Raw genomic sequence first — 23,368 nt, forward strand, 5'->3', positions numbered from 1 at the left:
GACCCCGCCCCGGCGGTGTCGCGGGCCCAGGCGATGCGTCCCGCCCGGGCCAGAGGCGGCCGCATCCGGCATGACAAGCCGACCGGGCGAAGCCCGGCGAGGGGGCAAGATGAGCACGGCACTGGTAATCCTGGCCGCGGGCAAGGGCACGCGGATGAACTCGGACCGGCCCAAGGTCCTGCATGAGATCGCGGGCGCGCCCCTGCTGATCCACGCGATCGACAGCGGCCTGGCGCTAGAGCCGTCGCGGCTGATCGTCGTGGCGGGCCATGGCGCCGAGGAGGTGGCGAAAGCGGCCCAAGAGGCCTTCCCCCCGGCCGAGGTCGTCCTTCAGACCGAGCAGAAGGGCACCGCCCATGCGGTCGACCAGGCCCGCGCGGCCCTGGCCGATTTCGACGGCGACGTGATCGTCCTTTACGGCGACACCCCCTTCATCCGCCCCGAGACGCTGGAGGCGATGCGCGCCGCCCGCGCCAAGCATGACGTCATCGTCCTGGGCTTCGAGGCAAAGGACCCGGCGCGCTACGGGCGGCTGGTGATGCAGGGCGAACGGCTGGACCGGATCGTCGAATACAAGGATGCAACGGATGAAGAACGCCGCATAACCCTTTGCAATTCCGGCGTTGTCTGCGCCAGCCGCGCGGTGCTGTTCGAGTTGCTGGCCCAGGTCGGCAACGACAATGCGGCGGGCGAATACTATCTGCCCGACATCGTCGGCCTGGCCAATGCCTCGGGCCTCAGCTCGGGCGCGGTGACCTGCGCCGAAGAGGAAACCCTGGGCGTGAACTCGCGCGCGGAACTCTCTGTCGCCGAAGGGTTTTTCCAGGCTCGCGCCCGGGCAGAGGCGCTGGAGAACGGGGTCACCATGCAGGCCCCCGAAACGGTGTTCTTCGCCCATGACACCTTCGTCGGCGGCGATACGGTGATCGAACCCAATGTGGTCTTCGGGCCCGGCGTCACGGTCGAGAACGGCGCCCGCCTCCGGGCCTTTTCCCATCTTGAGGGCTGCCATGTCAGCCGGGGCGGCGTGGTCGGCCCCTATGCCCGCCTGCGCCCCGGCGCCGAACTGGCCGAGGACGTGCGCATCGGCAATTTCGTCGAGGTGAAAGAGGCCCGCATCGACCGCGGCGCCAAGGTCAACCATCTGAGCTATATCGGCGATGCCGAGGTGGGCGAGGGCAGCAATATCGGCGCGGGCACCATCACCTGCAACTATGATGGGGTGATGAAGCACCGCACGCGCATCGGCGCGCGGGCCTTCATCGGCTCGAACACCATGCTGGTGGCGCCGGTCTCGATCGGGGATGAGGCGATGACCGGCTCGGGCTCGGTCATCACCAGCGACGTGGAACCGGGCGCCCTGGCCCTGGCCCGGGCCCGGCAGGTCACGAAACCCGGCATGGCGCGAAAATTGTTCGAAATGTTGAAACTCAAGAAGGCCCGCGCGGCCAAAGGAGTGGAATAATGTGCGGAATTATCGGGTATCTGGGAAAACACGAGGCCGCACCCTTCCTCGTCGAGGCGCTGAAACGGCTGGAATATCGCGGCTATGACAGCGCCGGTATCGCCACGGTGAACGAGGGCCATCTGGACCGGCGCCGCGCCGTGGGCAAGCTGGTCAACCTGTCGGACGTGCTGGTGCATGATCCGCTGGCGGGCAAATCCGGCATCGGCCACACCCGCTGGGCCACCCATGGCAGCCCGACCGAGGCCAACGCCCACCCCCACCGGGTCGGCAAGGTGGCCGTAGTCCACAATGGCATCATCGAGAACTTCCGCGAGCTGCGCGCCGAACTGGCCGAGGCCGGGCTGGTCGCCGAAACCGAGACCGACACCGAAACCGTCGCCATGCTGGCGGCGCAATACGTGGCCGAGGGGCTGACCCCGCAAGAGGCCGTGGCCCGCACCCTGCCGCGGCTGGAAGGCGCCTTTGCCCTGCTCTTCCTCTTCGACGGCGAAGAGGATCTGATGATCGCCGCCCGCAAGGGCTCTCCCCTGGCCATCGGCCATGGCACGGGCGAGAACTACGTGGGGTCCGACGCCCTGGCGCTGGCGCCGCTGACCGACCGGATCACCTATCTGGAGGAAGGCGACTGGGCCGTGGTTACCCGCGACAGCGTCACCATCTACGACGCGGCGGGCAACCTGGCCAATCGGCCGATGAAACAGGTGACGCTGGACAATGCCCGCGTCGACAAGGCCGGGCACAAGCATTTCATGGCCAAGGAAATTGCCGAGCAGCCCCAGGTTCTGGGAGAGGCGCTGCGCTTCTACCTGGGCGAGGCGGGCGACACGATCACCCTGCCCGGCGACGGCGTGGACTTCACCAAGCTGGAGCGGCTGACCCTGGTGGCCTGCGGCACCGCCTATTACGCCTGCCTGACGGCGAAATACTGGTTCGAACAGCTGGCCCGGATGCCGGTCGAGGTCGATGTGGCCTCGGAATTCCGCTATCGCGAGCCACCCATCACCCCCGGCACCCTGGCGCTGTTCGTCAGCCAGTCGGGCGAGACCGCCGACACCCTGGCCGCCCTGCGCTATTGCCGCGACCGCGCCGACAGTATCCTGTCGGTGGTCAATGTGGCCGAAAGCTCGATCGCGCGGGAAAGCGACCTGGCGCTGCCGATCCTGGCGGGGACCGAGATCGGCGTGGCCTCGACCAAGGCCTTTTCCTGCCAGCTGACCGTGCTGCTGCTGCTGGCGCTGGAGGCGGCGCGCCAGCGCGGCACCATCGACGCCGAACGCCTGGGCGATCTGCTGTCGGCCCTGCGCGGCCTGCCCGCCACCCTGTCGCGCGCCCTGGACGATGGCGCCACCGCCGAGGCCCTGTCGCTGCAACTGGCCGAGGCGCAGGACGTGCTGTTCCTGGGCCGGGGCCTGATGTACCCGCTGGCCCTGGAAGGGGCGCTGAAGATGAAGGAAATCAGCTACATCCACGCCGAGGCCTACGCCAGCGGCGAGCTGAAGCACGGGCCCATTGCGCTGATCGACAAACATGTGCCGGTGGTGGTCATGGCGCCGCGCGACGCGCTTTTCGACAAGACCGTGTCGAACATGCAAGAGGTGATGGCGCGCGGCGGTCAGGTGCTGCTGATCTCGGATCACGCGGGTATCGCCGCGGCCCAGGATGGCATCTGGCAAAGCATCGAGATGCCGCAGATCGACCCGGTGCTGACCCCCATCCTTTACGCCGTGCCCGCCCAGCTGATCGCCTATCACACCGCCGTCGCCAAGGGCACCGATGTGGACCAGCCGCGCAACCTGGCAAAATCGGTGACGGTGGAATGAGCCCGGCAGAGGCCCCCGTCCCCGAAGCGGCCCCCGCCCCCGAGGCCCAAGCCTCCGGGGCGCTCTCGGTCGAGGGCGCCCTGGCCGCGCTGCGGGCCGAGGCCGACCCGGAACGTGCCGATGGCATGGCGGCCTATCACAAGGTGGCGCGCCCCTATCTGGGCGTGCCCACCCCGGTGCTGAACGACCTCACCCGCGACTGGCGCGCCGGGCTGACCCTCGACCAGCGCCTGGCCCTGGCCAGCTCCCTTTGGGACAGCAATATTCACGAGGCCCGCGTGGCCGCCGCCAAGCTGCTGACCCAGGCCCGCATCCGCCCCGATGACGCCCCGGTCTGGTGGCTGATCTGTTCCTGGGTGCCGCAGTTCGACGCCTGGGCCATCGCCGATCACGCCTGCATGGCGGGCCAGCGGCGGATCATGGCCGACCTCAGCCGCCTGGACGAGGTCGAGGCCTGGACCACCCACGAGCACCTGTGGACCAAGCGCGCGGCCCTGGTCATGACCCTGGGCCTGACCAAGGCCAACCACCCCTCCGAGGCGGAACGCGCGGCGCGGCACCGGGTGCTCGGCTGGGCGGCGGATTACGTGACGGACGAGCGCTGGTTCATCCAGAAGGCCGTGGCCTGGTGGCTGCGCGACCTGTCGAAACACGACGCCCCCGCCGTCACCGCCTTTCTGGCAGACCATGGCGACGCGATGCGCCCCTTCGCCCGCAAGGAAGCGGGCAAGTATCTGTAGAGAGGCCTGCCCCGGGCACCCCGCGCCCGGGCCGATCAGCCGCCGTAGATCTCGACCTCGGCCAGGGCGGTCAGCGGCAGGCCCAGGGCCTGCATCGCCTGAAGCGACAGCCGCGCGCCGCTGTCCCCCGCCCCGGGTGCCGGGCGCAGGGTCAGGGCCACGTCGCGGCCCGTGTCACTGGCACGTACACGGCCCGGCTGCGGCGCGCTGACCAGCGGGGTAGACATCCACATCCCGCCCTCGGTCGCAGGCCCCAGCGAGGCGATGGACCGGCCCAGCAGGCCCGTGGCAATGGGGCCTGTGGCGGTGGCGGTCTCTGCGTCTTCTGCCTGCTCCCGCGCCTGCGGGCGCAGCAACCAGGGCTCGCCGGTCGAGGAATAGGCCTCGCCCTCGGCGCCCTCGGCCATCAGATCGGGCGGCATTTCATCGCCCTGGCCAAGGGAACCGGGGTTCTGACAGGCCGCCAGCAGCGGAATCAGCAGGAAGGGAAAGGCATGTTTCATGCCGCCACCCTAGCCGATCCGCCCGGTCAGACAATCCGCGAATGCCCGGGCGCGCGGTCCCCCGCCCGCCCCGCGCGGCCCCCGCCCCCGCGCAGCCCCCTGCGCGGCCCCGCACGGCGAAAGACCTTGTCGGCGCCGCCCCGCGCCCCTAGGTTCGGCAGCATGGTTCAGCCTCTTGTCGATCCCTTTCAGCGGGCCATCCGCTATCTGCGCGTCTCGGTCACCGACCGCTGCGATTTCCGCTGCGTCTACTGCATGTCCGAGAACATGACCTTCCTGCCGAAGAAAGAGCTTCTGACGCTGGAAGAGCTGGACCGGATGTGTTCGACCTTCGTGCATCTGGGCGTGGAAAAGCTGCGCATCACCGGGGGCGAACCGCTGATGCGGCGCAATATCCTTCAGTTCTTCCGCGACATGTCCCGCCATCTGGACAGCGGCGCGTTGAAGGAACTGACGCTGACCACCAACGGCAGCCAGCTGGAACGCTTCGCCGATGACCTCTATGCCTGCGGCGTGCGGCGCATCAACGTCTCGATCGACACCCTGGACGAAGAGAAATTCGCCCGCGTCACCCGCTGGGGCCGCCTGCCGCAGGTGCTGCGCGGGCTGGACGCGGCGCAAAAGGCGGGCCTGAACGTCAAGCTGAACGCGGTCGCCCTGAAGGGCTTCAACGAAGATGAGCTGTTCACCCTGGCCGAGTTCTGCGCGGATCGCCACATGGATCTGACCTGGATCGAGGTCATGCCCATGGGCGATCTGGGCAACGAGGACCGGGTGGGCCAGTTCTGGTCGATGCGTGACCTGCGCACCCAGCTGGAAAGCCGCTACACCCTGACCGACCTGGCGGAAAGCACCGGCGGACCGGCGCGTTACGTGCGTGTCGAGGAGACGGGGCAGAAGATCGGCTTCATCACCCCGCTCAGCCATAATTTCTGCGAAAGCTGCAACCGGGTGCGGATGACCTGCACCGGCGAGCTGTATATGTGCCTGGGCCAGGAAGACATGCTGGACCTGCGCCCGGCCCTGCGCAATTTCCCCGAGGATGACGGGCCGCTGGAACAGGAAATCCGCCGCGCGATCTCGCTGAAACCCGAGGGGCACGATTTCGATTACTCGCGCCGTCGTGCCGATGGTCAGGTCTCGCGCCACATGAGCCACACGGGCGGCTGATGCGCGCGCGTCCGGGGAAGACCCCCTTCTATCGTTTCTACTGCGGAGTGGCGACGGGGCTGACGCCGCTGGTCTGGCGCCGCGTGCGCGCCAAGCTGACGGCCGAGGGCATCGCGCCCGAACGCATCCGCGAACGTCTGGGCCAGGCCACCCTGCCCCGGCCCGAAGGCCCGCTGATCTGGTTCCATGCCGCCAGCGTCGGCGAAAGCGTCTCGGTCCTGGCGCTGGTCGAGCGGATGCTGGCCGCCCGCCCCGAGGCCCAGGCGCTGGTGACCTCGGGCACCGGCGGGGCGGCCAAGGTGCTGGCCGACCGCCTGCCCGACCGCGCCCGGCACCAGTTCGCGCCGCTGGACAACGCCCGCGCCCTGCGTCGCTTTCTGGCCCATTGGCGCCCCGAGGCGGGGATCTTCGTGGAAAGCGAGCTGTGGCCGCAGATGATCGTGCGCGCCCGCGCCTCGGGCTGCCGCCTGGCGCTGGTCAATGCGCGCATGTCCAAGGGCTCGCTGCGCAACTGGGGGCGCTTCGGCGACACCTTCCGCTTTCTGCTGGACCAGTTCGACCTGATCCGCACCCAGGACCGCGCCACGCTGGAGGGTCTCATGGCCCTGGGCGCCGATCCGGCCCGCGTGGCCCAGGGGCCGAACCTGAAGGCGATGATCGCCCCGCCCCCCGTCGATGCGGACGCCTTGGCACAGCTTCGCGCCGCCCTGCCCGGCCCCCTCTGGGCCGCCGCCGCCACCCATGCGGGCGAAGAGGATCAGGTGCTGGAGGCCCATATGGCCGCTCGCGCCCAGATCCCCGGCCTGCGCCTGCTTCTGATCCCCCGCCACCCGGACCGCGCGCCCGAGATCCTGGCGCTGATCCGCGCCCGCGGCCTCAGCGTCGCGCAACGCTCGAAAGGCGAGGCGCCCGAGGGCGCCGAGGTCTATCTGGCCGACACCTATGGCGAGATGGGCCTGTGGTACGCCCTAGCGCCCTTTGCCTTCCTCGGCGGGTCCTTCTGCGATGCGGGCGGGCATACCCCCTATGAACCGGCCTGTTTCGGCACCCCCGTGCTGCACGGACCCCACTATGCCAATTTCGCCGAAACCTACGCCGCCTTCGACGGCGCGGGCGCCGCCGTGGAAGTGGCGGATGCCGAGGCTCTGACGGCCCAAGTGGTGCGCCTTCTGGGCGACCCGGCCGCGCTAGCCGCCCTGGGCCAGGCCGCCCGCGCCCTGTCGGACGACCAGCGCGGCGGGCTGGAGGCGGTGGCGCAGGAACTGCTGTCGGCGCTCGCTCCTCTTTCCGGCCCGGCGCCGCTGGTGTAATCGGGACCGGCAACCGAAAGGGACCCGGGATGAGCGAGCCAGATATCGCGCGCATCGACGTGATCGCGCCGAATTTCAAGAAACGCATGTCGGGCGTCACCTCGACCGTCTATCGGCTGGTGCCCTTGCAGGCGCGCCAGATCGCCATCGCCTCGGCCGGGCCCGCCATCCCCGAGGGGGTGCCGCAGGTGTCGCTGTCGGCGCTGGCCACCATGTCGCGCCGGGGCCCCTCGGGCGCCCGCGTCTGGCACGCCCGGCGCAACAACGAGATGCTGGCCGGGATCGTGCTGAAACGCCTGCTGGGCAAGCGGTTGAAGCTGATGTTCACCTCAGCCGCGCAGCGCGACCACAAGGGGTTCACCAAGTGGATGATCGCCCAGATGGACCGCGTGGTGGCGACCTCGGCCCGCTCGGCCTCTTTCCTGAAGGTGCCCTCGCAGGTGATCCACCACGGCATCGACGCCGATCTGTTCCAACCGGCCAGCGACAAGGCCGCCCTGCGGGCCGAGCTGGGCCTGCCGGTGGATCACAAGCTGGTCGGCTGTTTCGGTCGCATCCGGCCGCAGAAGGGCAATGACCTTTTCATCGACATGATGCTGCGCCTGCTGCCCTCGCGTCCCGACGTGACGGCGGTGATGATGGGCGGCGTGACCGACCAGTTCCGCGAGTTCCACGAAGGGCTGCAGGCCAAGGTGGAAGCGGCCGGTCTGTCGGACCGCATCCTGTTCCTTCCCGAGGATCCGCACTGGGACATCTCGCGCTGGTTCAAGGCGCTGGACCTCTACATCGCGCCGCAACGCTGGGAGGGCTTCGGCCTGACCCCGATGGAGGCCATGGCCTGCGGCGTGCCGGTGGTGGCCACCCGGGCGGGCGCCTTCGAGGATTTCATCCCCGCGGGCGAGGCCGGAGCCATCGTCGATATCGAGGATCTCGACGCGCTGACGCACGAGACCGCCGCCCTGCTGGACGACGACGCCCGCCGCGCCCAATGGTCGGCCCAGGCCCGCGCCCATGTGCTGCAAAGCTGCCGGATCGAGCAGGAGGCCGCCGCCCTGGTCGCCATCTACCGCGACCTGCTGGCCGAGGGCTGAGGATGCTCAGCGGCTTTCACCACGTGGCGATCATCGCCAGCGACTATGCCCGGTCGAAGGCCTTCTATACCAAGGTGCTGGGCCTTGCAGTGATCGCGGAAACCTACCGCGCCGCGCGCGACAGCTGGAAGCTGGACCTCGCCCTGCCCGGCGGCGGCCAGATCGAGCTTTTCACCTTTCCGGGCGCCCCGCCCCGGCCCACGCGCCCCGAGGCACAGGGGCTGCGGCACCTGTGTTTCGCCACCCCCGACCTGGACGCGGCCATGGCCGAGTTGCAGGCCAAGGGCGTGACCGTCGAGCCGGTGCGTGTGGACGAAGGCACCGGCGCCCGTTTCACCTTCTTCGCCGATCCCGACGGGCTGCCGCTGGAACTGTACGAGCAGGCGCCCTGACCAAAGGGGCCGCCCCTGCTGTCGCCCGGGGGGCGGTGCCCCCTTCAGGCCTGCTCTTCGGGCACCTCGACCACCAGCCCGTCCAGCGCCGCCGTCACCTTCAGCTGGCACGACAGGCGCGAACGCGCCGGGTCGTAGCCCGGGGCGAAATCCAGCAGGTCCTCTTCCATCGGCTCGATCTTCGGCAGGCGGTCAACCCAGTCGGGCGCCACGTAGACATGGCAGGTGGAACAGGCGCAGGCGCCACCGCATTCCGCCACGATCCCCTCGATCCCATGGTCGCGCCCGCCCTCCATCACGCTGCCGCCTTCGGCCAGGTCCAGCGCATGGGTGGTGCCGTCGTGCTCGATATAGGTGATTTTCACCATCTTCCGTTTCTCCTGTTGTCTTTGATCAGATGGCCTCAGGCCTCCGCCAGGGCCTTGAGGTCGGTTTCCGGCCGCGCCAGGGCCGCCGGATCCGGGCTTTGCCCGCGGGCCAACAAGCGGCGGCCGATCATGTAGGCGCGCGGGTCGTTCATCGCGTCCAGCGCGATCAGCCGCCCACCCGCGTAGTACCAGTGCGACAGGCTGCCTGCCCGCACCCCGGGGCGGGCCACCACCTGCTCGTAGCCGTGGTTCAGCCCGGCGATCTGCAACTTGATGTCGTATTGATCCGACCAGAACCAGGGCTCGGGCTGATAGGTCTCTTCGGCGCCCATCAGGTTGCGCGCCACGCGCTCGCCCATGTCCACCGCGTTGCCCACGCTTTCCAGACGGATCCGGCCACCGCGCCAAGGGAAAGAGGCGCAGTCGCCCGCGGCCCAGATGTGCGGGTCGGAGCTTCGCCCCTGCCCGTCGACCGCGATACCGTTGTCGCACCTCAGCCCCGCCGCTTCGGCCAGCGCGACCTCGGGCAGGACGCCGATGCCGGCCAGCACCAGATCGACGTCGATCCGGCGACCGTCCGACAGGTCTGCGCCGGTGACGGCCCCCTCGCCCAGAAGCCGCTCCAGCCCCGTGCCCTCGCACAGATCGACCCCATGGGCCTGGTGCAGCTTGCGGAAATACTCGGCCGTCTCGGGCGCCGCGACCCGTTGCAGGATGCGCGGCGCGGCCTCGATCAGGGTCACGTTGAGGCACAGGCCCCGGGCCACCGCCGCCGCTTCCAGCCCGATATAGCCGCCGCCCACCACAAGCAGCCGCGCGCCGGGGCGCATATGCGGGGCCAGCGCATCGACATCCGCCATGCCGCGCAGGGTGAAGACCCCGGCCAGATCGCCACCGATCGCCTGCGGCAGACGGCGGGGCCGGGCGCCGGTGGCCAGAACCAGTTGATCATAGGTCAGCGCCTGCCCGTCGATACGAACGAGGCGCGCCGCCCGGTCGATCGCCTCGGGGCGACACCCCAGGCGCAGGTCGATCCCCTGCTCGGCGTAGAAGGCTTCGGGCCGCAGGAACAGCCGCTCTCGCGGCATCTCGCCCAACAGGTATTTCTTCGACAGCGGCGGGCGCTGATAGGGCGGGTATGCCTCCTCGCCCAGCAGGGTCAGCGGCCCGGCGTAGCCCTCGGCCCGCAGTTTCGCCACCAAGGAGGCGCCCGCCTGGCCCGCGCCGATGACGACGATGCCGCTCATGCCGCGTCCTCCGCCAGCATCTGCGCCCAGATGGCGTGCAGCTCGGGCATCGGCGGGGCACCTTCATATTGCGCCACGCCGGGCAAGGCGGCCAGCCAGGGCTGGCGTTCCTCAATGAAGATCTCGCCCGCCGGTCGCAGCCAGCCGGGGGCGTCCAGCGTACCGGGTTTCAGCACCACCACCGGGCTGCCCTCGACCCGGTGGGTGATCCGGGTGCCGCAGGCCGGGCAAAACCGGATCTCGCCCGACCGCCCCGAGCCGCCGGTGACCGCCCGCGCCTGCAAGGCGCCCTCGTCGATCACCAGGTCCTCGGGGCGCAGTTGCAGGCTTTCGCCAAAGGCGCTGCCCGATTGCCGCTGACAGCGTGAACAGTGGCACAGATAGAAGGTGACCGGCGCGCCGGTCACCCGGTAGCGCACCGCGCCGCACTGGCACCCCCCGGTCAGCGGCAGATCGGGCAGCGCCACCGCGCCGCCCGCGCCCGGCGCCGGGGCATCACAGCGTGAGGACGACATAATCATCCTCCGTCCGCACCTCGAAGATCTCGGCCTGGTAGGGCCCCTCGGCCAGGGTCTCGCCTGGGCTGACCTTCACGTCGAAGGTCTTGACCCGCATCCGGTTGGGATCGCAGTAGGAGCGCCCGTTGGCCAGGTCGAACTCCCACCCATGCCAGGGGCAGCGCACCATGACCTTTTCGTCCTCGGTGCGGTACTCGCCCGGGCCCTCGGCGCTGATGAAGGCCGCGACCTTGCCATGGCACAGCTCGGCCCCCTCATGTGGGCAACGGTTGGTAATCGCGGCAAAGCGGTTCCCGAGGTTGAAGATGGCGATGTCGCGGCCGCCGATCCGAACCCGGCGGGCGGCGCCCTCGGCGATCTCTTCGGCCTTGCAGATGATGTGATCGGTCATGATCCCTCCTCAGGTCAGGTTGTAGACGCCCATGGCATTGTCCCGCAGGATGCCGCGCCGGGCCTCCTCGGCCATGCCGACACGGAAGGCGCGGTCGGGGTGATCGAAATCCCAATGCGGGTAGTCGGTCGAGAACATCAGCTTGTCCCAGCCGATCCAGTTCAGCAGATGGCTCATGTGCTTCACTTTCGGCGGCTCTTCCACTGGCTGGGTGGTCAGCCAGACGTTGGATTTCACGTAGTCCGAGGGCCGCCGGGTCACATGGGGCACCTCTTCGCGCATCCGTTCCCATTCGCGGTCCATCCGCCACATCAGGGGCGCCAGCCAGGCAAAGCCGCCCTCGACCAGCACCAGTTTCAGTTTAGGAAAGCGCTCGAACACGCCCTCGAAGATCATCGAGGTCAGCATGGTCTGGGCGGTATGGGCAAAGCCGTAGTGTTCTTCCACATAGAAGCTGCCCCAGCCCGCGCCCGAATTGGCGCGCCAGCCGGTGGCGGCCGAATGCACCCCGATGGGCAGGTCCAGCGCCTCGGCCATTTCGTAGATCGGCCAGTAGCGGCGACGCCCGGCGGGTTCCATGGACCGGGGCACGAAAGCCACCTGCACGAAACGCGGATCCTTGGCGCGCTCTTCGATCTCGCGCAGCGAGGCCGTGGCATCTTCCTGCGGGATCGAAATGCCGCCCTTCAGCCGGGCTTCCTTCGACAGCCACTTGTCGATCTGCCAGTCGTTGAAGGCCGAACAGACCGCCGCGCCCAGTTCCTGGTTTTGCAGCGACGGCCCGGCGTTCAGGGCGTGCAGCAGGCCGAACTCGATGTTCAGCTCATCCAGCAGCTGGGTCTTCAGGAAGGCCAGGTTCGAGGCCGGTGCGCCGCCGTCGGGCGGATAGCTGTCCTGGCGCATCCCGTGGCCCATGCGCGGATATTGCAGCGCCCCGGCGAAGGGCCCGCCCGAGCGCATCCCCCAGTCGCGCACATGCTCGCGCCAGCGCAGCGGCAGGAAAGAGGCGATCTCGCCCCGGGTGGTCAGGGCCGGGTGGATGTCGCAATCGACGATGCCCAGTTTCGCCTGCGCGGTTTCGGTCTTTTCCAGTTCGGTGACGGACATGTCACACCTCCAGTCTGGGATAGGTGGCAAGGATGTTGTCGCGGCAGATCGCCGGGGCCAGATCGGGCGCCAGCCCGGCCGGCCAAAGCGCGGCGCGCGGCCCCTGGTCGTGGGGGAAGTCCGAGGAGAACAGCAGCATGTCGGACCCGCCCACGCAGTCGATGACGGCTGCGACCTCCTCGGGATCGTCGGGCAGGTCGAAGGGATGCAGGGTGAAGCGCAGCTGGCGTTGCAGCACCACCTCGGGGCTTTCCTTCAGCCAGGGCACCTCGACCCGGCTGCCGCGCCAGTCCTTGGCCATCCGCCAGGACAGGCCGAAGAGCCAGGAGATCCCGCTTTCGGCCATGACCACCTTCATGTCGGGAAACTCGGTCAGCACCCCTTCCGACAGCAGGCTGGCCGTCTGGCTGGCAAAGCCCTGGGTCCAGGTCACCTGTTCCTCGACCAGATAGCTGAGGAAGCCCGACTGGGTGGGGGCGTGGCGATAGTTGCTGCCCGGGTGGATCGACAGGGCAAAGCCCGCCTCGCTGGCGGCCCGCCAGATCGGCCAGTACTCGCGCTGCCCCAGCAACCCGTCGCCCATGCAGATGGCCAGCACCTGCACGAAGCGGCGGTCGTCGGCATAGCGTTTGATCTCGGCCACCGCCTCTTCCACATGGCGGAAGGGCACCAGCAGCGCGCCGCGCAGGCGCGGGTCGTGGTCCAGCCATTCGGCGGCCAGCCAGCGGTTGGTGGCCTGGCACAGCGCCGCCTGCATGTAGGGATCGAACAGCGCCTGTACCCCGTTGACCACGTTCAGCACCGCCGCCGACAGGCCCAGCGGGTCCAGATGCGCCTCCGCCAGCCGCGCGGGGGTCGCCACGCCGCCATCCGCCCCCTCGGCCCGGAAGGTCTTGGTGGCGAAGGGATAGGAGGTCAGCTCCATATGGCCGATGTCGCGATAGGGCAGCATGTCGCGCCAGTAGCTGTCCAGGAAGGGCATCAGGTCGGCCTGTTCGGGGCTGCGCGGATGCACGTCGCAATCAATCGCGCCAAGGCCCTGCACCGGGCCGCCGTCTGAGGCGCCGTCGGGGCCACGGACTGTCTTCGGATCAAGCTCTTTGAGCATCTCTCGCTCTCCTGCGGTTACATGAAGAAGGGAAGTTCGAAGGGGGTGTGCAGCACGCGGTCGTAAAGCGCGTAGAGCACCAGGGCGATGGCAGCGGTGTAGAGGGCCACGACCCACCAGCGGAACCGCCCCCAGAACGCGGCGTATAGCCCCGCAAAGCCCAGGATCGCCGCATAGGTGCCGACCCAGGGGGTGGCGATCACCATCAAGGTCACGGCGCCCAGCAGGGTCATCTGCCGACGATGCGCGGCCCAGAACCCGGCCAGGGTGCCCCCCGCGGCGGCATCCCCCGCCGCCCGGGCCCTGGCAATGGTCCCCAGCCGCCCCCGGTCCTGCCAGAGGACGAACAGCATGATCACCAGCCCCGACACCCCAAAGGCAATGGGCGAGATCTTCGCCAGCAGCTTCCAGTCCAGCGCCATCCAGACCGCGGCGGCGAACAGCCCCACCAGGGCCAGGGCCAGACCCGAGGACAGCATAAGGCTCGCCTTGCTTTCCTGCGTGTCCTCGATCGAATGTTCCGCCAGCCCCTGCCGGGTCGAGCGCAGGGCGAAGAAGAAGACCACCCCCAGCACCAGGACCAGGCCGATCACGGTCGGGCGGCTGACCACCTCCAGCGGCGTGTAGCTTTGCCAGGTGATAGACAGCGCGCTTTCCAGCACAGGGCCCAGCACGAAGCCCAGGATGAAGGGCGGGCGCGGCCAGCCCGCGGCCTTGAGCGCATAGCCCAGCAGGCCGACGCCCAGAAGGGTGATCCAGGTGAACATCCCCGGCTCCCAGACCCAGGACCCCATGAAGATGAAGAGGATCACGGCGGGCACGATGAAGTTGCCGTCCACGAAGGCTGCCCGCGCCACCTGCCGGCCCCAGATCATCAGCACCACGGCGCCGATGATATTGGCGATGATGATCGTCCAGACCATCGAAAAGGTCACGTCCAGGTTCTCGCCCAGCATGTTGCGCCCCGGCGAGAAGCCATGGATGGTCAGCGCGCCCAAGAGGACGGCCATGGCGCCCGAACCGGGAATGCCGAAGGCCAGCGTGGGGATCAGCGAGCCGCCGAGCACGGCGTTGTTGGCTGCCTCGGGCGCGATCACCCCGCGCACGTCGCCCTTGCCGAACGCCGCCTTGTCCTTGGCGCTTTGGGTCGCATGGCCATAGGCCAGCCAGTCGACCACGGACGAGCCGATGGCGGGCAGCATCCCCACATAGACCCCCAGCAGGGAACAGCGCACCACCAGCCAGCGATTGCGGATCGCCGCACGGATCCCGTTGAATATCCCATCCTCCTCGGCGCGCGCATCGCTGATATGGGCAATCGCGCTGCGCCGGGCGGCCAGGTCCATCATCTCGGGCAGGCCAAACAGCCCGAGGATCACCGGCACCAACGGCAGCCCGTCCAGCAGCTCGCGCTGGCCGAAGTAGTAGCGCGGCATCGAGCTGGCCACCGGATAGCCCATCTGGGACAGCATCAGCCCCAGCACGGCCGCGCCCAGCCCCTTGGAAATCGCATTGCCGCTGACCGCGCCCACCATCAGCAGCCCCAGCAGGGACAGCAGGAAGAACTCGGGCGAGCCGAAGGCCAGGATGATCCACAGCGCGAAGGGCAGCGAGGCCGCCATGGCCAGCCCGCCCAGCACGCCGCCGAAGGCCGAACTGGCGAAGGCCGCGCCGAAGGCGGTCTGCGCCAGGCCGCGCTTGGCCATGGCATTGCCGTCAATCACCGTGGCCTGGCTGGCGATGGTGCCGGGAATGCCCAGCATCACCGAGGTGATCGTGTCCGAGGTCGAGACCACGGCGAAAAGCCCCAGAAGCATGGCCAGACCGGCGGCGGGTTCCATGCCGAAGGTCAGCGGCAGCAGCACGACCATGCCGGTCACGCCCCCCAGGCCCGGCACCACGCCCAGCCACAGGCCCACGGCGATCCCCGCCAGCAGGTAGAAGAAGGTTGGAAAGGACAGGACCAGCGAGAGGCCCGTCAGGAAGGAGTCGAACATAAGAGATCAGCCCGTCAGATCGTCAGGGATCCCCGCCCCGGCGATGTCATGCGACAGCGCGCGGCGCAGCCGGAGCGGGGAAAGCATCGGTGGGGCAAGCCCCGCACGGCCCCGCGCAGCCGAGGCAGGCGCGGAAGGTCCGGAGCTTGCGGAGAGAGGGCGCGCCTGGCCCTTACTGCTCCATCCGGTCGATCAGCCCGCGCATGGCGTCCTTGATCTCCTCGGGGGTGTTCTGCACATCCGCGATGATCGCGCTCATCGCCTCGGAATGGACGATGTTGGGTTCCGAGCCATAGACCTTGGTCGCCTGCTCCAGATACTCCGGCGTGGCGACAGCGGCGTCGAAGCTGGCGCGCAGCATCTCCAGATGCTCTTCCGGCAGGCCCGGAGGGGCCACCACGATCCAGTTCACCGGGGCAGAGGACTGGGCGTGGTACATGATGACGTCCCAGGCCTCGCCCTCGGGGGCCTTGCCGGTGGCGGCTTCGATATATTCGCCCACCGTCGGCACGCCCTCAAGCGCCGGGTCCTTCTTCATCGTGCCATCTTCCAGGATCGGCCCCATCTGCCAGACGGCCATCGAGCTGCCCTCGGCGATCGGTCCGGCTTCCAGCTCGTTGATGAACTGCGCCGAGGTGGCCGGATAGGCCTCGATCTCGCCCCGTTGCAGGGCGGCGTAAAGGGGCCCATCGCCGAACATGCCCGAGACATAGGACCAGTCGACCCCCAGCAGGTCGAGCGCCGCCAGGGTCTGCATCCCCTGGGTCATCTTTGCGGAATAGCCACCTACCTTGACGGTTTCGAGACCGGCAAATTCATCGCGCCCCTCCAGGCCGCCGCCGATGTCGGTGCGTGCGTGGATCAGGAAGTTCGAACCGCCGATACCGGCGATGGTGCCGAAGTCCTCGAAGGGAATCTGCAAGGGTTCCGGGTCCAGGATCCGCGTGGTGCCCTGCCAGGCCAGATACCCCAGGGTCAGCCCGTTGGGCCGCGCCTCCATCACATGGTCGATCCCCTTGGTCAGGGCGCCCCCCGCAACCGATTGCACCACCACCGTGGGATTGCCCGCCATGGTCTTGGCCCAGGCATCGGCCAGCACCTGGGCGCTGATCCCCGTGGCCCCGCCGGGCGAGGCATTATGGACCAGGGTGACGGTCTTGCCGTCCAGATCCAGCACCTGCGCCCCGGCAGGCACGGCAAGCGACAGGCACAGCGCCAGGGCCGACGCCGCCAGGGCGCCGGGGGTCTTGGTCATTCCAAGTTTCATGTCTTCCTCCCAAATCGACCGCCAATGATCGACGCCGGCCCGCTCTGGGCCCGGCTATCGCCGAACCGCCCCCGGGCCCTTCCCCGCCTGCCCCTCCTCAAAGGCTGACGGCACCCCGGAACGCGCAGGCCGGAATGGGGCGATCCTCCACCCCGGCCCTTCTCTTAACCCCTTGGCCGACCAGTTCCCTTTGCCGACCCGGGCTCCTCTTCCGGGTGGCAGCAGAAATCTGGCTCGGAAGATGTATACACATCCTCCGCACGGCGAGGACGACTCACGGCCGTCCGAAAGGTCCTTGAGAGATCATTAACGCATATTTCTTGACGTAGAGAGAGGTTCTGACAGACTTTCCCACATCGTGGGAGTCGGCCTCCCACCGGAGGAGGTATACATGAATGGCGATTCCAAACCCGATGCCCCCCATCGGGCCAAACCGGCGTCCAATCGGTCGGCCGCGCGCTGGACCTGCTGGAACTGCTGTCCCAGAACGAAGAGGGGCTGCGCGCCAGCGACCTGGCGCGGATGTCGGGGCTGGCCATGTCGACCACCCATCGGCTGCTGACCACGCTGGAGGCACGCGGCTTCGCCCATGCCGATCCCGACAGCGCCGCCTGGCACGTCGGGCGCACCGCCTTTGCCGTCGGCAGCAGCTACGGGCGGCGGCGCAGCTTCGTCCTGCCGGCCCTGCCCTACCTGCGCCGTTTGCGCGACCAGACCCGCGAGACCGCCAACCTGGGCGTGCTGGACCGCGACCAGTTGGTCACCATCAGCCAGGTGGAAAGCCGCGAGATCGTCCGCGCCATCGCGCCGCCGGGCGGGCTGGCCCCTATCGTCTGTTCGGGCATGGGCAAGGCCCTGCTGGCCACCTGGCCCGATGCCGAGATCGCCTCTTTCGTGGCCCGGACCGGCCTGCCGCCGATGACACCGCACAGCCTGACCTCGCTTCAGGCCGTGATGGCCGACATCGCCCTGGTCCGGCAGCGCGGCTATGCGGTGGATGACGAGGAACGCAATCCCGGCCTGCGCTGCGTCGCCGCCCCGGTCTGGTCGGCCAGTGGCGAGGCGGTCTGCGCCATCTCGATCTCGGGCCTGGCCGTGCGCCTGACCCTGGCTCGCATCCCGGAGGTGGGCGCCCAGGTCCGCGCCGCCGCCGAAGCGCTGAGCGAACAGCTAGGTCATATCCCCGACCCGGCCTAGCCCGATGCGAAAGGGGCGCGTCCCGTCGGACACGCCCCCCTTCTGCTGTCTCCGGCCGGGCTTTGCCCCGGCGCGCCCTCAGGCCGCGGGCATCCGCTTTTCGACGATCTCGGCCCACCAGGAGCAGCCCGCCGGGATGGCGTCGTCGTTGAAGTTGTAGGCGGGGTTGTGCACGTCCGCGCTGTCGCCGTTGCCCACCAGGATATAGGCGCCGGGGCGCTCTTCCAGCATATAGGCGAAATCCTCGCCGCCCAGGGTGATGGGCGCCTCGACGCAGTCGCCCGAGACCGATTTGGCGACCTCGGCAGCGAAGGCGGTCTGCTCTTCCGAGTTGACCATGGCCGGATAGCCCGGGAACCACTGGATCTGCGCCTCGGTGCCGAAGGCGGCGGCGGCCTGGCCGACCACGGCCTTGAAACGCTCTTCAGCCAGCTGGCGCATTTCCTTGGTCATCGTGCGGATCGTGCCGCGAATGGTGACCGAGGCGGGAATGACGTTGAAGGCCTTGGAGGAGCTTTCGATCGAGGTGACCGAGATCACCATCTGATGCACCGGATCGGCGTTGCGGCTGACGACCGACTGAATGGCGCTGACCACATGCGAGGCGGCGACGATCGGGTCGGTGGCGGCATGGGGCTTGGCCGCATGGCCGCCGTTGCCGACGATCTTCACCTCGAACTGGTCGGTGGCGGCAAAGAAGGGCCCCGAGCGGATGGCGAAGCTGCCCACGGGCATCTTCGGCCAGTTGTGCATCCCATAGACTTCCTGGATGCCGAAACGCTCCATCATGCCATCGTCGCACATTTCCTTGCCCCCGGCGCCGCCCTCTTCGGCGGGCTGGAAGATGACAACCACGGTGCCGTCGAAATTACGGGTCTCGGCCAGGTACTTGGCGGCGCCCAGCAACATGGCGGTGTGGCCGTCATGGCCGCAGGCGTGCATGGCACCCGGGGTCTTCGAGGCGTAGTCCACCCCGGTTTCCTCGTGGATCGGCAGGGCGTCCATGTCGGCGCGCAGGCCGATGACCTTGCCCGAGCCGTTGCTCTTGCCCTTGATCACGCCGACCACGCCGGTGCGGCCCAGGCCGGTGACGATCTCGTCGCAGCCGAAGTCCTTCAGCTTCTCGGCGACGATGGCCGAGGTGCGGTGCGTTTCATAAAGGATCTCGGGGTTCTCGTGCAGGTCACGGCGCCAGGCGGTGATTTCGTCCTGCAACTCGGCCAGGCGGTTCTTGACGGGCATGGAAGGGCTCCTTGGGGTCGGTTTGGGCGGCGTCAGCGGGACAGCGGCAGACGGCTTTCGGCCATCTCGGCGATCCAGCTCATCCCGAAGGGGATGACCGCGTCGTTGAATTCATATTCGGGGTGATGCAGGCCCGCGCTGTCGCCGTTGCCGACCAGCACATAGGCCCCCGGCGCCAGGCGCAGCATCTCGGCAAAATCGTCGGCGCCCATGACGGGCGGGAAATCGGTACTGGCGGCCGAGACCGCCGCCCCCGCCTCTGCCGCATGGGCGATGGCCTCGGCATCGTTGATCAGCACCGGCGGGCCGGGCAGGAAGGTGATCTCGGCGGCAACGCCGAAGGCGGCGGCGGTCTGGGTGACCACCTCTTCGATGCGGCGGCGCACCTGCACCTGCACCTCGTCGTCATGCACCCGGAAGGTGCCCTTCAGGGTCACCACCTCGGGGATCACGTTGTAGGTGTTGGTTTCGGTCTGGAAGCCGCAGATCGAGACCACCGCGTTCTGCACCGGGTCCACGTTGCGGCTGACGATGCTTTGCAGGGCGGTCACCACATGGGCGCCCGCCAGGGTGGTGTCGACGTTCAGATGCGGCATGGCGGCATGACCACCCTTGCCTGTCAGCACCACGTCGAAACGGGCCGGCGCGGCAAAGGCGGGCCCGGCGCGCATGGTGAAATCGCCCAGCTCCATCCCCGGCCAGTTGTGCATCCCGTAGACCTCGGCGATGTCGTAGCGCGAGATCAGACCGTCCTCGATCATCGCCTTGGCGCCGCCGCCGCCCTCTTCGGCGGGCTGGAAGATGCAGATCACCCGCCCGGCGAAATTGCGCGTCTCGGCCAGGTACTTGGCGGCGCCCAGCAACATCGAGGTATGGCCGTCATGGCCACAGGCGTGCATCTTGCCGGGCACGGTCGAGGCATGGGGCAGCCCCGTCGCCTCGAGGATCGGCAGGGCATCCATATCGGCGCGGAAGCCCAGGGTGCGACCCGGGGCGCGCCCCTCGATCACCGCCACGACGCCGGTGCCGCCGACGCCCTCGACCACCTCGTCCACGCCGAAGGCGCGCAGCTTTTCGGCCACGAACCGGGCGGTCTCGTATTCCTCGAAGCGCAGCTCGGGATGGGCGTGCAGGTGGCGGCGCCAGCCCGAGACCTCTTCGGCCATTTCGGCAATGCGATTGCGAACCGGCATGGCTCAGACCTCCAGATGGGTGATCAGGCGGCGCATGAAATCGACGCCCTTGTCGAACTCGGCCAGGGTGATGAATTCATCGGGCTTGTGGGCCTGTTCGATATTGCCCGGCCCGCAGACCACGGCGGACATGCCGCGCGCCTGGAAATAGCCCGCCTCGGTGCCATAGCTGACAACATGGCTGCCGTTATCGCCGGTCAGCTGCCGGGCCAGGGCATCGGCGCGGCCGTTCTCTTCGGGGGTCAGCCCCTTCGAGCCGAAGAGCCGCTTGATCTCGATCGAGGCCTCCGGGCGCACCGCCTGCATCTCGGCCTCGACGCGGCGCACCTCGGCCTCGTAAAGGGCGCCGTATTGCTCGGGCGTCTCGCCCGGCACGCAGCGGAAGGTCATCAGGAACTCGCAGGTGCCCGCGGTGATGTTATGGGCCGTGCCGCCGTGGATCACCCCCACATGAGCATTGGTCCAGGGCGGATCGAACAGGGCATCGGTGCCGGTCGGGGTCTTGGCGGCATTCTCGGCGTTGATCCGGTTGCCCCAGTCGACGATCTTCGCCGCCTCCATCACCGCCGAGACGCCCTGATAGGCGATCGAGCTGTGCACCTCGACCCCGTGAACGGTGGTGGCAAAGCCCACGCCCGCCTTGTGCCCCGAGACGACCTGCATCTCGGTCGGCTCGCCGATGAAGGCAATCGCCGGTTTGGGCACCTGGGGCAGACAGTCGTCCAGCAGCGGATCGGCGCCCAGAAGGCCGATTTCCTCGTCATAGGTGAAGGCCAGGTGCAGGGGCTTGGTCAGGGTCTTGGAACTGGCCTCGGCCAGGGCCCAGACCGCCAGGGCGTCAAAGGTCTTCATGTCGGCGGTGCCACGGCCAAACAGCTTGCCGTCGCGTTCGGTCACGGTGAAAGGGTCCGAGGTCCAGTCCTGGCCGTCCACCGGCACCACGTCGGTGTGCCCCGACAGGACGACGCCGCCCTCTTCGGCGGGGCCGACATAGGCCCAGAGGCCCGCCTTGGGTTCGCTTTCGTGGTGGTGGCGGATGCAGGTGGCGCCGTGCTCTTCGAGGTAGCTCTGCACCCAGTCGATCAGCGGGATGTTGGTATCACGGCTGACCGTGGGGAAGGAGATCAGTGTCTCCTGGATCTCGCGCGGAGATAGTCGGGACGTCATCGTCGGGTCTTTCCTGTCCCGCGCCCCAGTGGCGCGGGGTCATGTCTGCAATCTGGCCCCGGGCAGCGGCCCGGACGCCGGCCCATCCTCAGTACCCGCTATCGGTGGTCAGGATGAAGTGATCCTCGCCGACCTTCTCATAGACCGAGGGTTCGGCCTGGTAGTCCAGATCGTGGATGGGCGAGGGAATGGGCTTGAAGTTCAGCTCGCGTTCCGACTTCCGCTTGGTCGGGTCGGCAATCGGCACGGCCTTCATCAGGGCCTTGGTATAGGGGTGCTGCGGGTTCTCGAAGACCGCCTGGCGGCTGCCGATCTCGACGATGCGGCCCAGGTACATCACGCCGACGCGGTGGCTGACGCGTTCCACGACGGCCATGTCGTGCGAGATGAAGAGGAAGGACAGGCCCAGTTCCGCCTGCAATTCCATCATCAGGTTCACCACCTGCGCCTGCACCGAAACGTCCAGCGCCGACACCGCCTCGTCGGCGACGATCAGTTTCGGGTTCAGCGCCAGGGCGCGCGCGATGGCCACCCGCTGGCGTTGCCCGCCCGACAGCTCGTGCGGATAGCGGCGCATGAAGCTGCGCGGCAGTTCCACCCGGTCGAACAGCATCTCGACCCGTTCCTGCATCGCCTTGCCCTTCAGGGTGCCGTAGTTCTTCATCGGCTCGGCCACCTGGTCCGACAGCTGCATCTGCGGGTTCAGCGAGGCGAAGGGATCCTGGAAGATCATCTGCATGTCCAGGCGCGCCTTGCGCAGGTCGCGGTCGTTCAGCGCCATGATGTCCTTGCCGTCCAGGTCGATCTCGCCCGACAGCGGTTCCACCAGACGCAGGACCGAGCGGCCGGTGGTCGACTTGCCGCAGCCCGATTCCCCGACCAGGCTCAGGGTCTGGCCGCGCTTGATGTCGAAACTGACATCCTCGACCGCGTGGACATTGGCCACGGTCTTGCGCAGCACGCCGCCCTTCACCGGGAAACGCGTCGTCAGGTTCTTCACCGACAGCAGGACCTCGTCCTTGCCGGGGATCGGTTCGATCTTCTGATCCTCGACGCCGAACAGCTTCATCGGTTCCGGCAGCGGCTTGCCGGTCATCTCGCCCAGCTTGGGCACGGCGGCCAGCAGGGCTTTGGTGTAATCATGCGTCGGCGCGGTGAAGATCTGTTCGACCGGGCCCTCTTCCACCTTGTTGCCGCGGAACATGACGACGACGCGGTCGGCCATCTGGGCGACCACGGCCATGTCATGGGTGATGAACATGACGGCAGTGCCGGTTTCGCGCTTCAGCCGGTCCATCAGGGCCAGGATCTCGGCCTGGATGGTCACGTCCAGCGCGGTGGTGGGTTCGTCCGCGATCAGCAGGCGCGGCTCGCAGGCCAGGGCCATGGCGATGACGACCCGCTGGCGCATCCCCCCAGACAGCTCGTGCGGATACTGCTTGATGCGGCGCTCGGGCTCGGGGATTCGCACCTCGCGCAGCAGGTCCACGGCCTTGGCCATGGCCTCGGCCTTCTTCATGCCCTTGTGCAGCATCAGACCCTCGGCCAGCTGGCGGCCCACGGTGAAGACCGGGTTCAGCGCCGTCATCGGCTCCTGGAAGATCATGCCGATCTCATTGCCCCGAATGGTACGCATAAGGGACTGATCCGCCGAGGCCAGGTCGATCTCTTTTCCGTCCTTTCGGTCAAAAATTAGGCGCCCGCCTGCAATGGTTCCGCCGCCATATTCGATCAGACGCATCAGCGAGAGCGAGGAAACCGACTTGCCCGACCCGGATTCGCCGACGATGCAGACCGTCTCACCGGCGTTGATTTCGAAGGAAACGTCCTTCACCCCCTCGACCGGACCATCCTTGGTTTCGAAGGAAACACGCAGGTTTTCAATGCGGGCGATAGGGGGGACGGAGCCGGGGGCGTCGAGCATGGGGTGACCTGTCATGAAAGCGTTGCCGAGACGCTACAGAGGCCATTGCGCCATTGTCAAACAGGTCGGGCCCCTGCTCTGACGTCAGCGGACCGGTCCCTGGGGAAAGGTCCGCGAAGGGTTGCATTTTCGCCGAATCCGATTTTCG

At 68.1% G+C, this 23,368-nt stretch carries 21 protein-coding genes; 8 read left to right on the forward strand and 13 right to left on the reverse strand.

All coding sequences use genetic code 11. From position 1 onward, the window contains the following. The first annotated feature begins 109 nt into the window (after positions 1-109). The 3 genes from glmU to ACRARE_RS14430 are packed head-to-tail and all read left to right on the forward strand — an operon-like array spanning position 110 to position 4,028. On the forward strand, positions 110-1,465 hold the full coding sequence (glmU, locus tag ACRARE_RS14420) for a bifunctional UDP-N-acetylglucosamine diphosphorylase/glucosamine-1-phosphate N-acetyltransferase GlmU (RefSeq protein ID WP_432657145.1): 1,356 nt from the start codon (positions 110-112) through the stop codon (positions 1,463-1,465). Beyond that, positions 1,465-3,288, forward strand: coding sequence for a glutamine--fructose-6-phosphate transaminase (isomerizing) (gene glmS / locus ACRARE_RS14425; RefSeq protein ID WP_432657146.1), 1,824 nt, complete (start codon positions 1,465-1,467; stop codon positions 3,286-3,288). Before glmU ends, glmS begins: the two co-directional genes overlap by 1 nt. After that, positions 3,285-4,028, forward strand: coding sequence for a DNA alkylation repair protein (locus ACRARE_RS14430; protein WP_432657147.1), 744 nt, complete (start codon positions 3,285-3,287; stop codon positions 4,026-4,028). Before glmS ends, ACRARE_RS14430 begins: the two co-directional genes overlap by 4 nt. Positions 4,029-4,063: 35 nt before the next feature. Here ACRARE_RS14430 and ACRARE_RS14435 read toward each other — a convergent pair whose 3' ends face one another. After that, on the reverse strand, positions 4,064-4,531 hold the full coding sequence (locus ACRARE_RS14435) for a hypothetical protein (protein ID WP_432657148.1): 468 nt from the start codon (positions 4,529-4,531) through the stop codon (positions 4,064-4,066). Between the two features lie 162 nt (positions 4,532-4,693). Between ACRARE_RS14435 and moaA the strand changes: the two genes are divergently transcribed. From moaA to gloA2, 4 genes are read left to right on the forward strand one after another with little or no spacing between them, the layout of a single operon-like run. Beyond that, positions 4,694-5,701: a GTP 3',8-cyclase MoaA gene (moaA, locus tag ACRARE_RS14440; protein WP_432657149.1), complete on the forward strand. Its 1,008-nt coding sequence runs from the start codon at positions 4,694-4,696 to the stop codon at positions 5,699-5,701. Continuing rightward, complete coding sequence (locus ACRARE_RS14445; RefSeq protein ID WP_432657150.1) at positions 5,701-7,011, forward strand: 3-deoxy-D-manno-octulosonic acid transferase; 1,311 nt, start codon at positions 5,701-5,703, stop codon at positions 7,009-7,011. The genes moaA and ACRARE_RS14445 overlap by 1 nt, the downstream gene beginning before the upstream one ends. A 29-nt stretch (positions 7,012-7,040) precedes the next feature. Continuing rightward, positions 7,041-8,102: a glycosyltransferase family 4 protein gene (locus tag ACRARE_RS14450; protein WP_432657151.1), complete on the forward strand. Its 1,062-nt coding sequence runs from the start codon at positions 7,041-7,043 to the stop codon at positions 8,100-8,102. Positions 8,103-8,104: 2 nt separating this feature from the next. Beyond that, positions 8,105-8,494, forward strand: coding sequence for an SMU1112c/YaeR family gloxylase I-like metalloprotein (gene gloA2, locus ACRARE_RS14455; RefSeq protein WP_432657152.1), 390 nt, complete (start codon positions 8,105-8,107; stop codon positions 8,492-8,494). Positions 8,495-8,538: 44 nt separating this feature from the next. Here gloA2 and ACRARE_RS14460 read toward each other — a convergent pair whose 3' ends face one another. The 8 genes from ACRARE_RS14460 to ACRARE_RS14495 form a co-directional block, all read right to left on the reverse strand. Beyond that, a complete protein-coding gene (locus ACRARE_RS14460; RefSeq protein ID WP_432657153.1) occupies positions 8,539-8,862 on the reverse strand; it encodes a 2Fe-2S iron-sulfur cluster-binding protein in 324 nt (107 codons plus the stop codon). Between the two features lie 35 nt (positions 8,863-8,897). Beyond that, complete coding sequence (locus ACRARE_RS14465) at positions 8,898-10,109, reverse strand: NAD(P)/FAD-dependent oxidoreductase (RefSeq protein ID WP_432657154.1); 1,212 nt, start codon at positions 10,107-10,109, stop codon at positions 8,898-8,900. Next, positions 10,106-10,624, reverse strand: a complete 519-nt coding sequence (locus tag ACRARE_RS14470; RefSeq protein ID WP_432657155.1) for a GFA family protein — start codon at positions 10,622-10,624, stop codon at positions 10,106-10,108. Before ACRARE_RS14470 ends, ACRARE_RS14465 begins: the two co-directional genes overlap by 4 nt. Continuing rightward, positions 10,605-11,018: a Rieske (2Fe-2S) protein gene (locus ACRARE_RS14475; protein ID WP_432657156.1), complete on the reverse strand. Its 414-nt coding sequence runs from the start codon at positions 11,016-11,018 to the stop codon at positions 10,605-10,607. The genes ACRARE_RS14470 and ACRARE_RS14475 overlap by 20 nt, the downstream gene beginning before the upstream one ends. Positions 11,019-11,027: 9 nt before the next feature. Then, positions 11,028-12,125, reverse strand: coding sequence for an amidohydrolase family protein (locus ACRARE_RS14480; protein WP_432657157.1), 1,098 nt, complete (start codon positions 12,123-12,125; stop codon positions 11,028-11,030). Between the two features lies 1 nt (position 12,126). Further along, positions 12,127-13,233 (reverse strand): amidohydrolase family protein, encoded by a 1,107-nt coding sequence (locus ACRARE_RS14485; RefSeq protein WP_432657158.1) that lies wholly within the window; start codon positions 13,231-13,233, stop codon positions 12,127-12,129. Between the two features lie 17 nt (positions 13,234-13,250). Beyond that, positions 13,251-15,230 (reverse strand): tripartite tricarboxylate transporter permease, encoded by a 1,980-nt coding sequence (locus tag ACRARE_RS14490; protein WP_432657159.1) that lies wholly within the window; start codon positions 15,228-15,230, stop codon positions 13,251-13,253. A 172-nt stretch (positions 15,231-15,402) separates the two neighbouring features. Further along, positions 15,403-16,497 carry a type 2 periplasmic-binding domain-containing protein gene (locus tag ACRARE_RS14495; protein WP_432657160.1) on the reverse strand — a complete coding sequence of 365 codons (1,095 nt, stop codon included), beginning with the start codon at positions 16,495-16,497 and terminating at the stop codon, positions 15,403-15,405. 387 nt (positions 16,498-16,884) lie between these two features. On the opposite strand from ACRARE_RS14495, the gene ACRARE_RS14500 reads away from it, so the two are divergent. Beyond that, positions 16,885-17,694, forward strand: coding sequence for an IclR family transcriptional regulator (locus ACRARE_RS14500; protein WP_432657250.1), 810 nt, complete (start codon positions 16,885-16,887; stop codon positions 17,692-17,694). Between the two features lie 78 nt (positions 17,695-17,772). Here the strand turns inward: ACRARE_RS14500 and ACRARE_RS14505 are convergent, their stop codons facing one another. From ACRARE_RS14505 to ACRARE_RS14520, 4 genes are all read right to left on the reverse strand, one after another. Further along, a complete protein-coding gene (locus ACRARE_RS14505; RefSeq protein WP_432657161.1) occupies positions 17,773-18,936 on the reverse strand; it encodes a M20 aminoacylase family protein in 1,164 nt (387 codons plus the stop codon). Positions 18,937-18,968: 32 nt separating this feature from the next. After that, complete coding sequence (locus ACRARE_RS14510; protein WP_432657162.1) at positions 18,969-20,129, reverse strand: amidohydrolase; 1,161 nt, start codon at positions 20,127-20,129, stop codon at positions 18,969-18,971. Positions 20,130-20,132: 3 nt separating this feature from the next. Beyond that, positions 20,133-21,296 (reverse strand): acetylornithine deacetylase, encoded by a 1,164-nt coding sequence (argE, locus tag ACRARE_RS14515; RefSeq protein ID WP_432657163.1) that lies wholly within the window; start codon positions 21,294-21,296, stop codon positions 20,133-20,135. A gap of 88 nt (positions 21,297-21,384) precedes the next feature. Next, positions 21,385-23,220, reverse strand: coding sequence for an ABC transporter ATP-binding protein (locus ACRARE_RS14520; RefSeq protein WP_432657164.1), 1,836 nt, complete (start codon positions 23,218-23,220; stop codon positions 21,385-21,387). Between the last annotated feature and the right edge of the window lie 148 nt (positions 23,221-23,368).

The organism is Pseudooceanicola aquaeponti, from assembly GCF_050897975.1.
In the GTDB taxonomy this organism is placed as follows: domain Bacteria; phylum Pseudomonadota; class Alphaproteobacteria; order Rhodobacterales; family Rhodobacteraceae; genus Pseudooceanicola.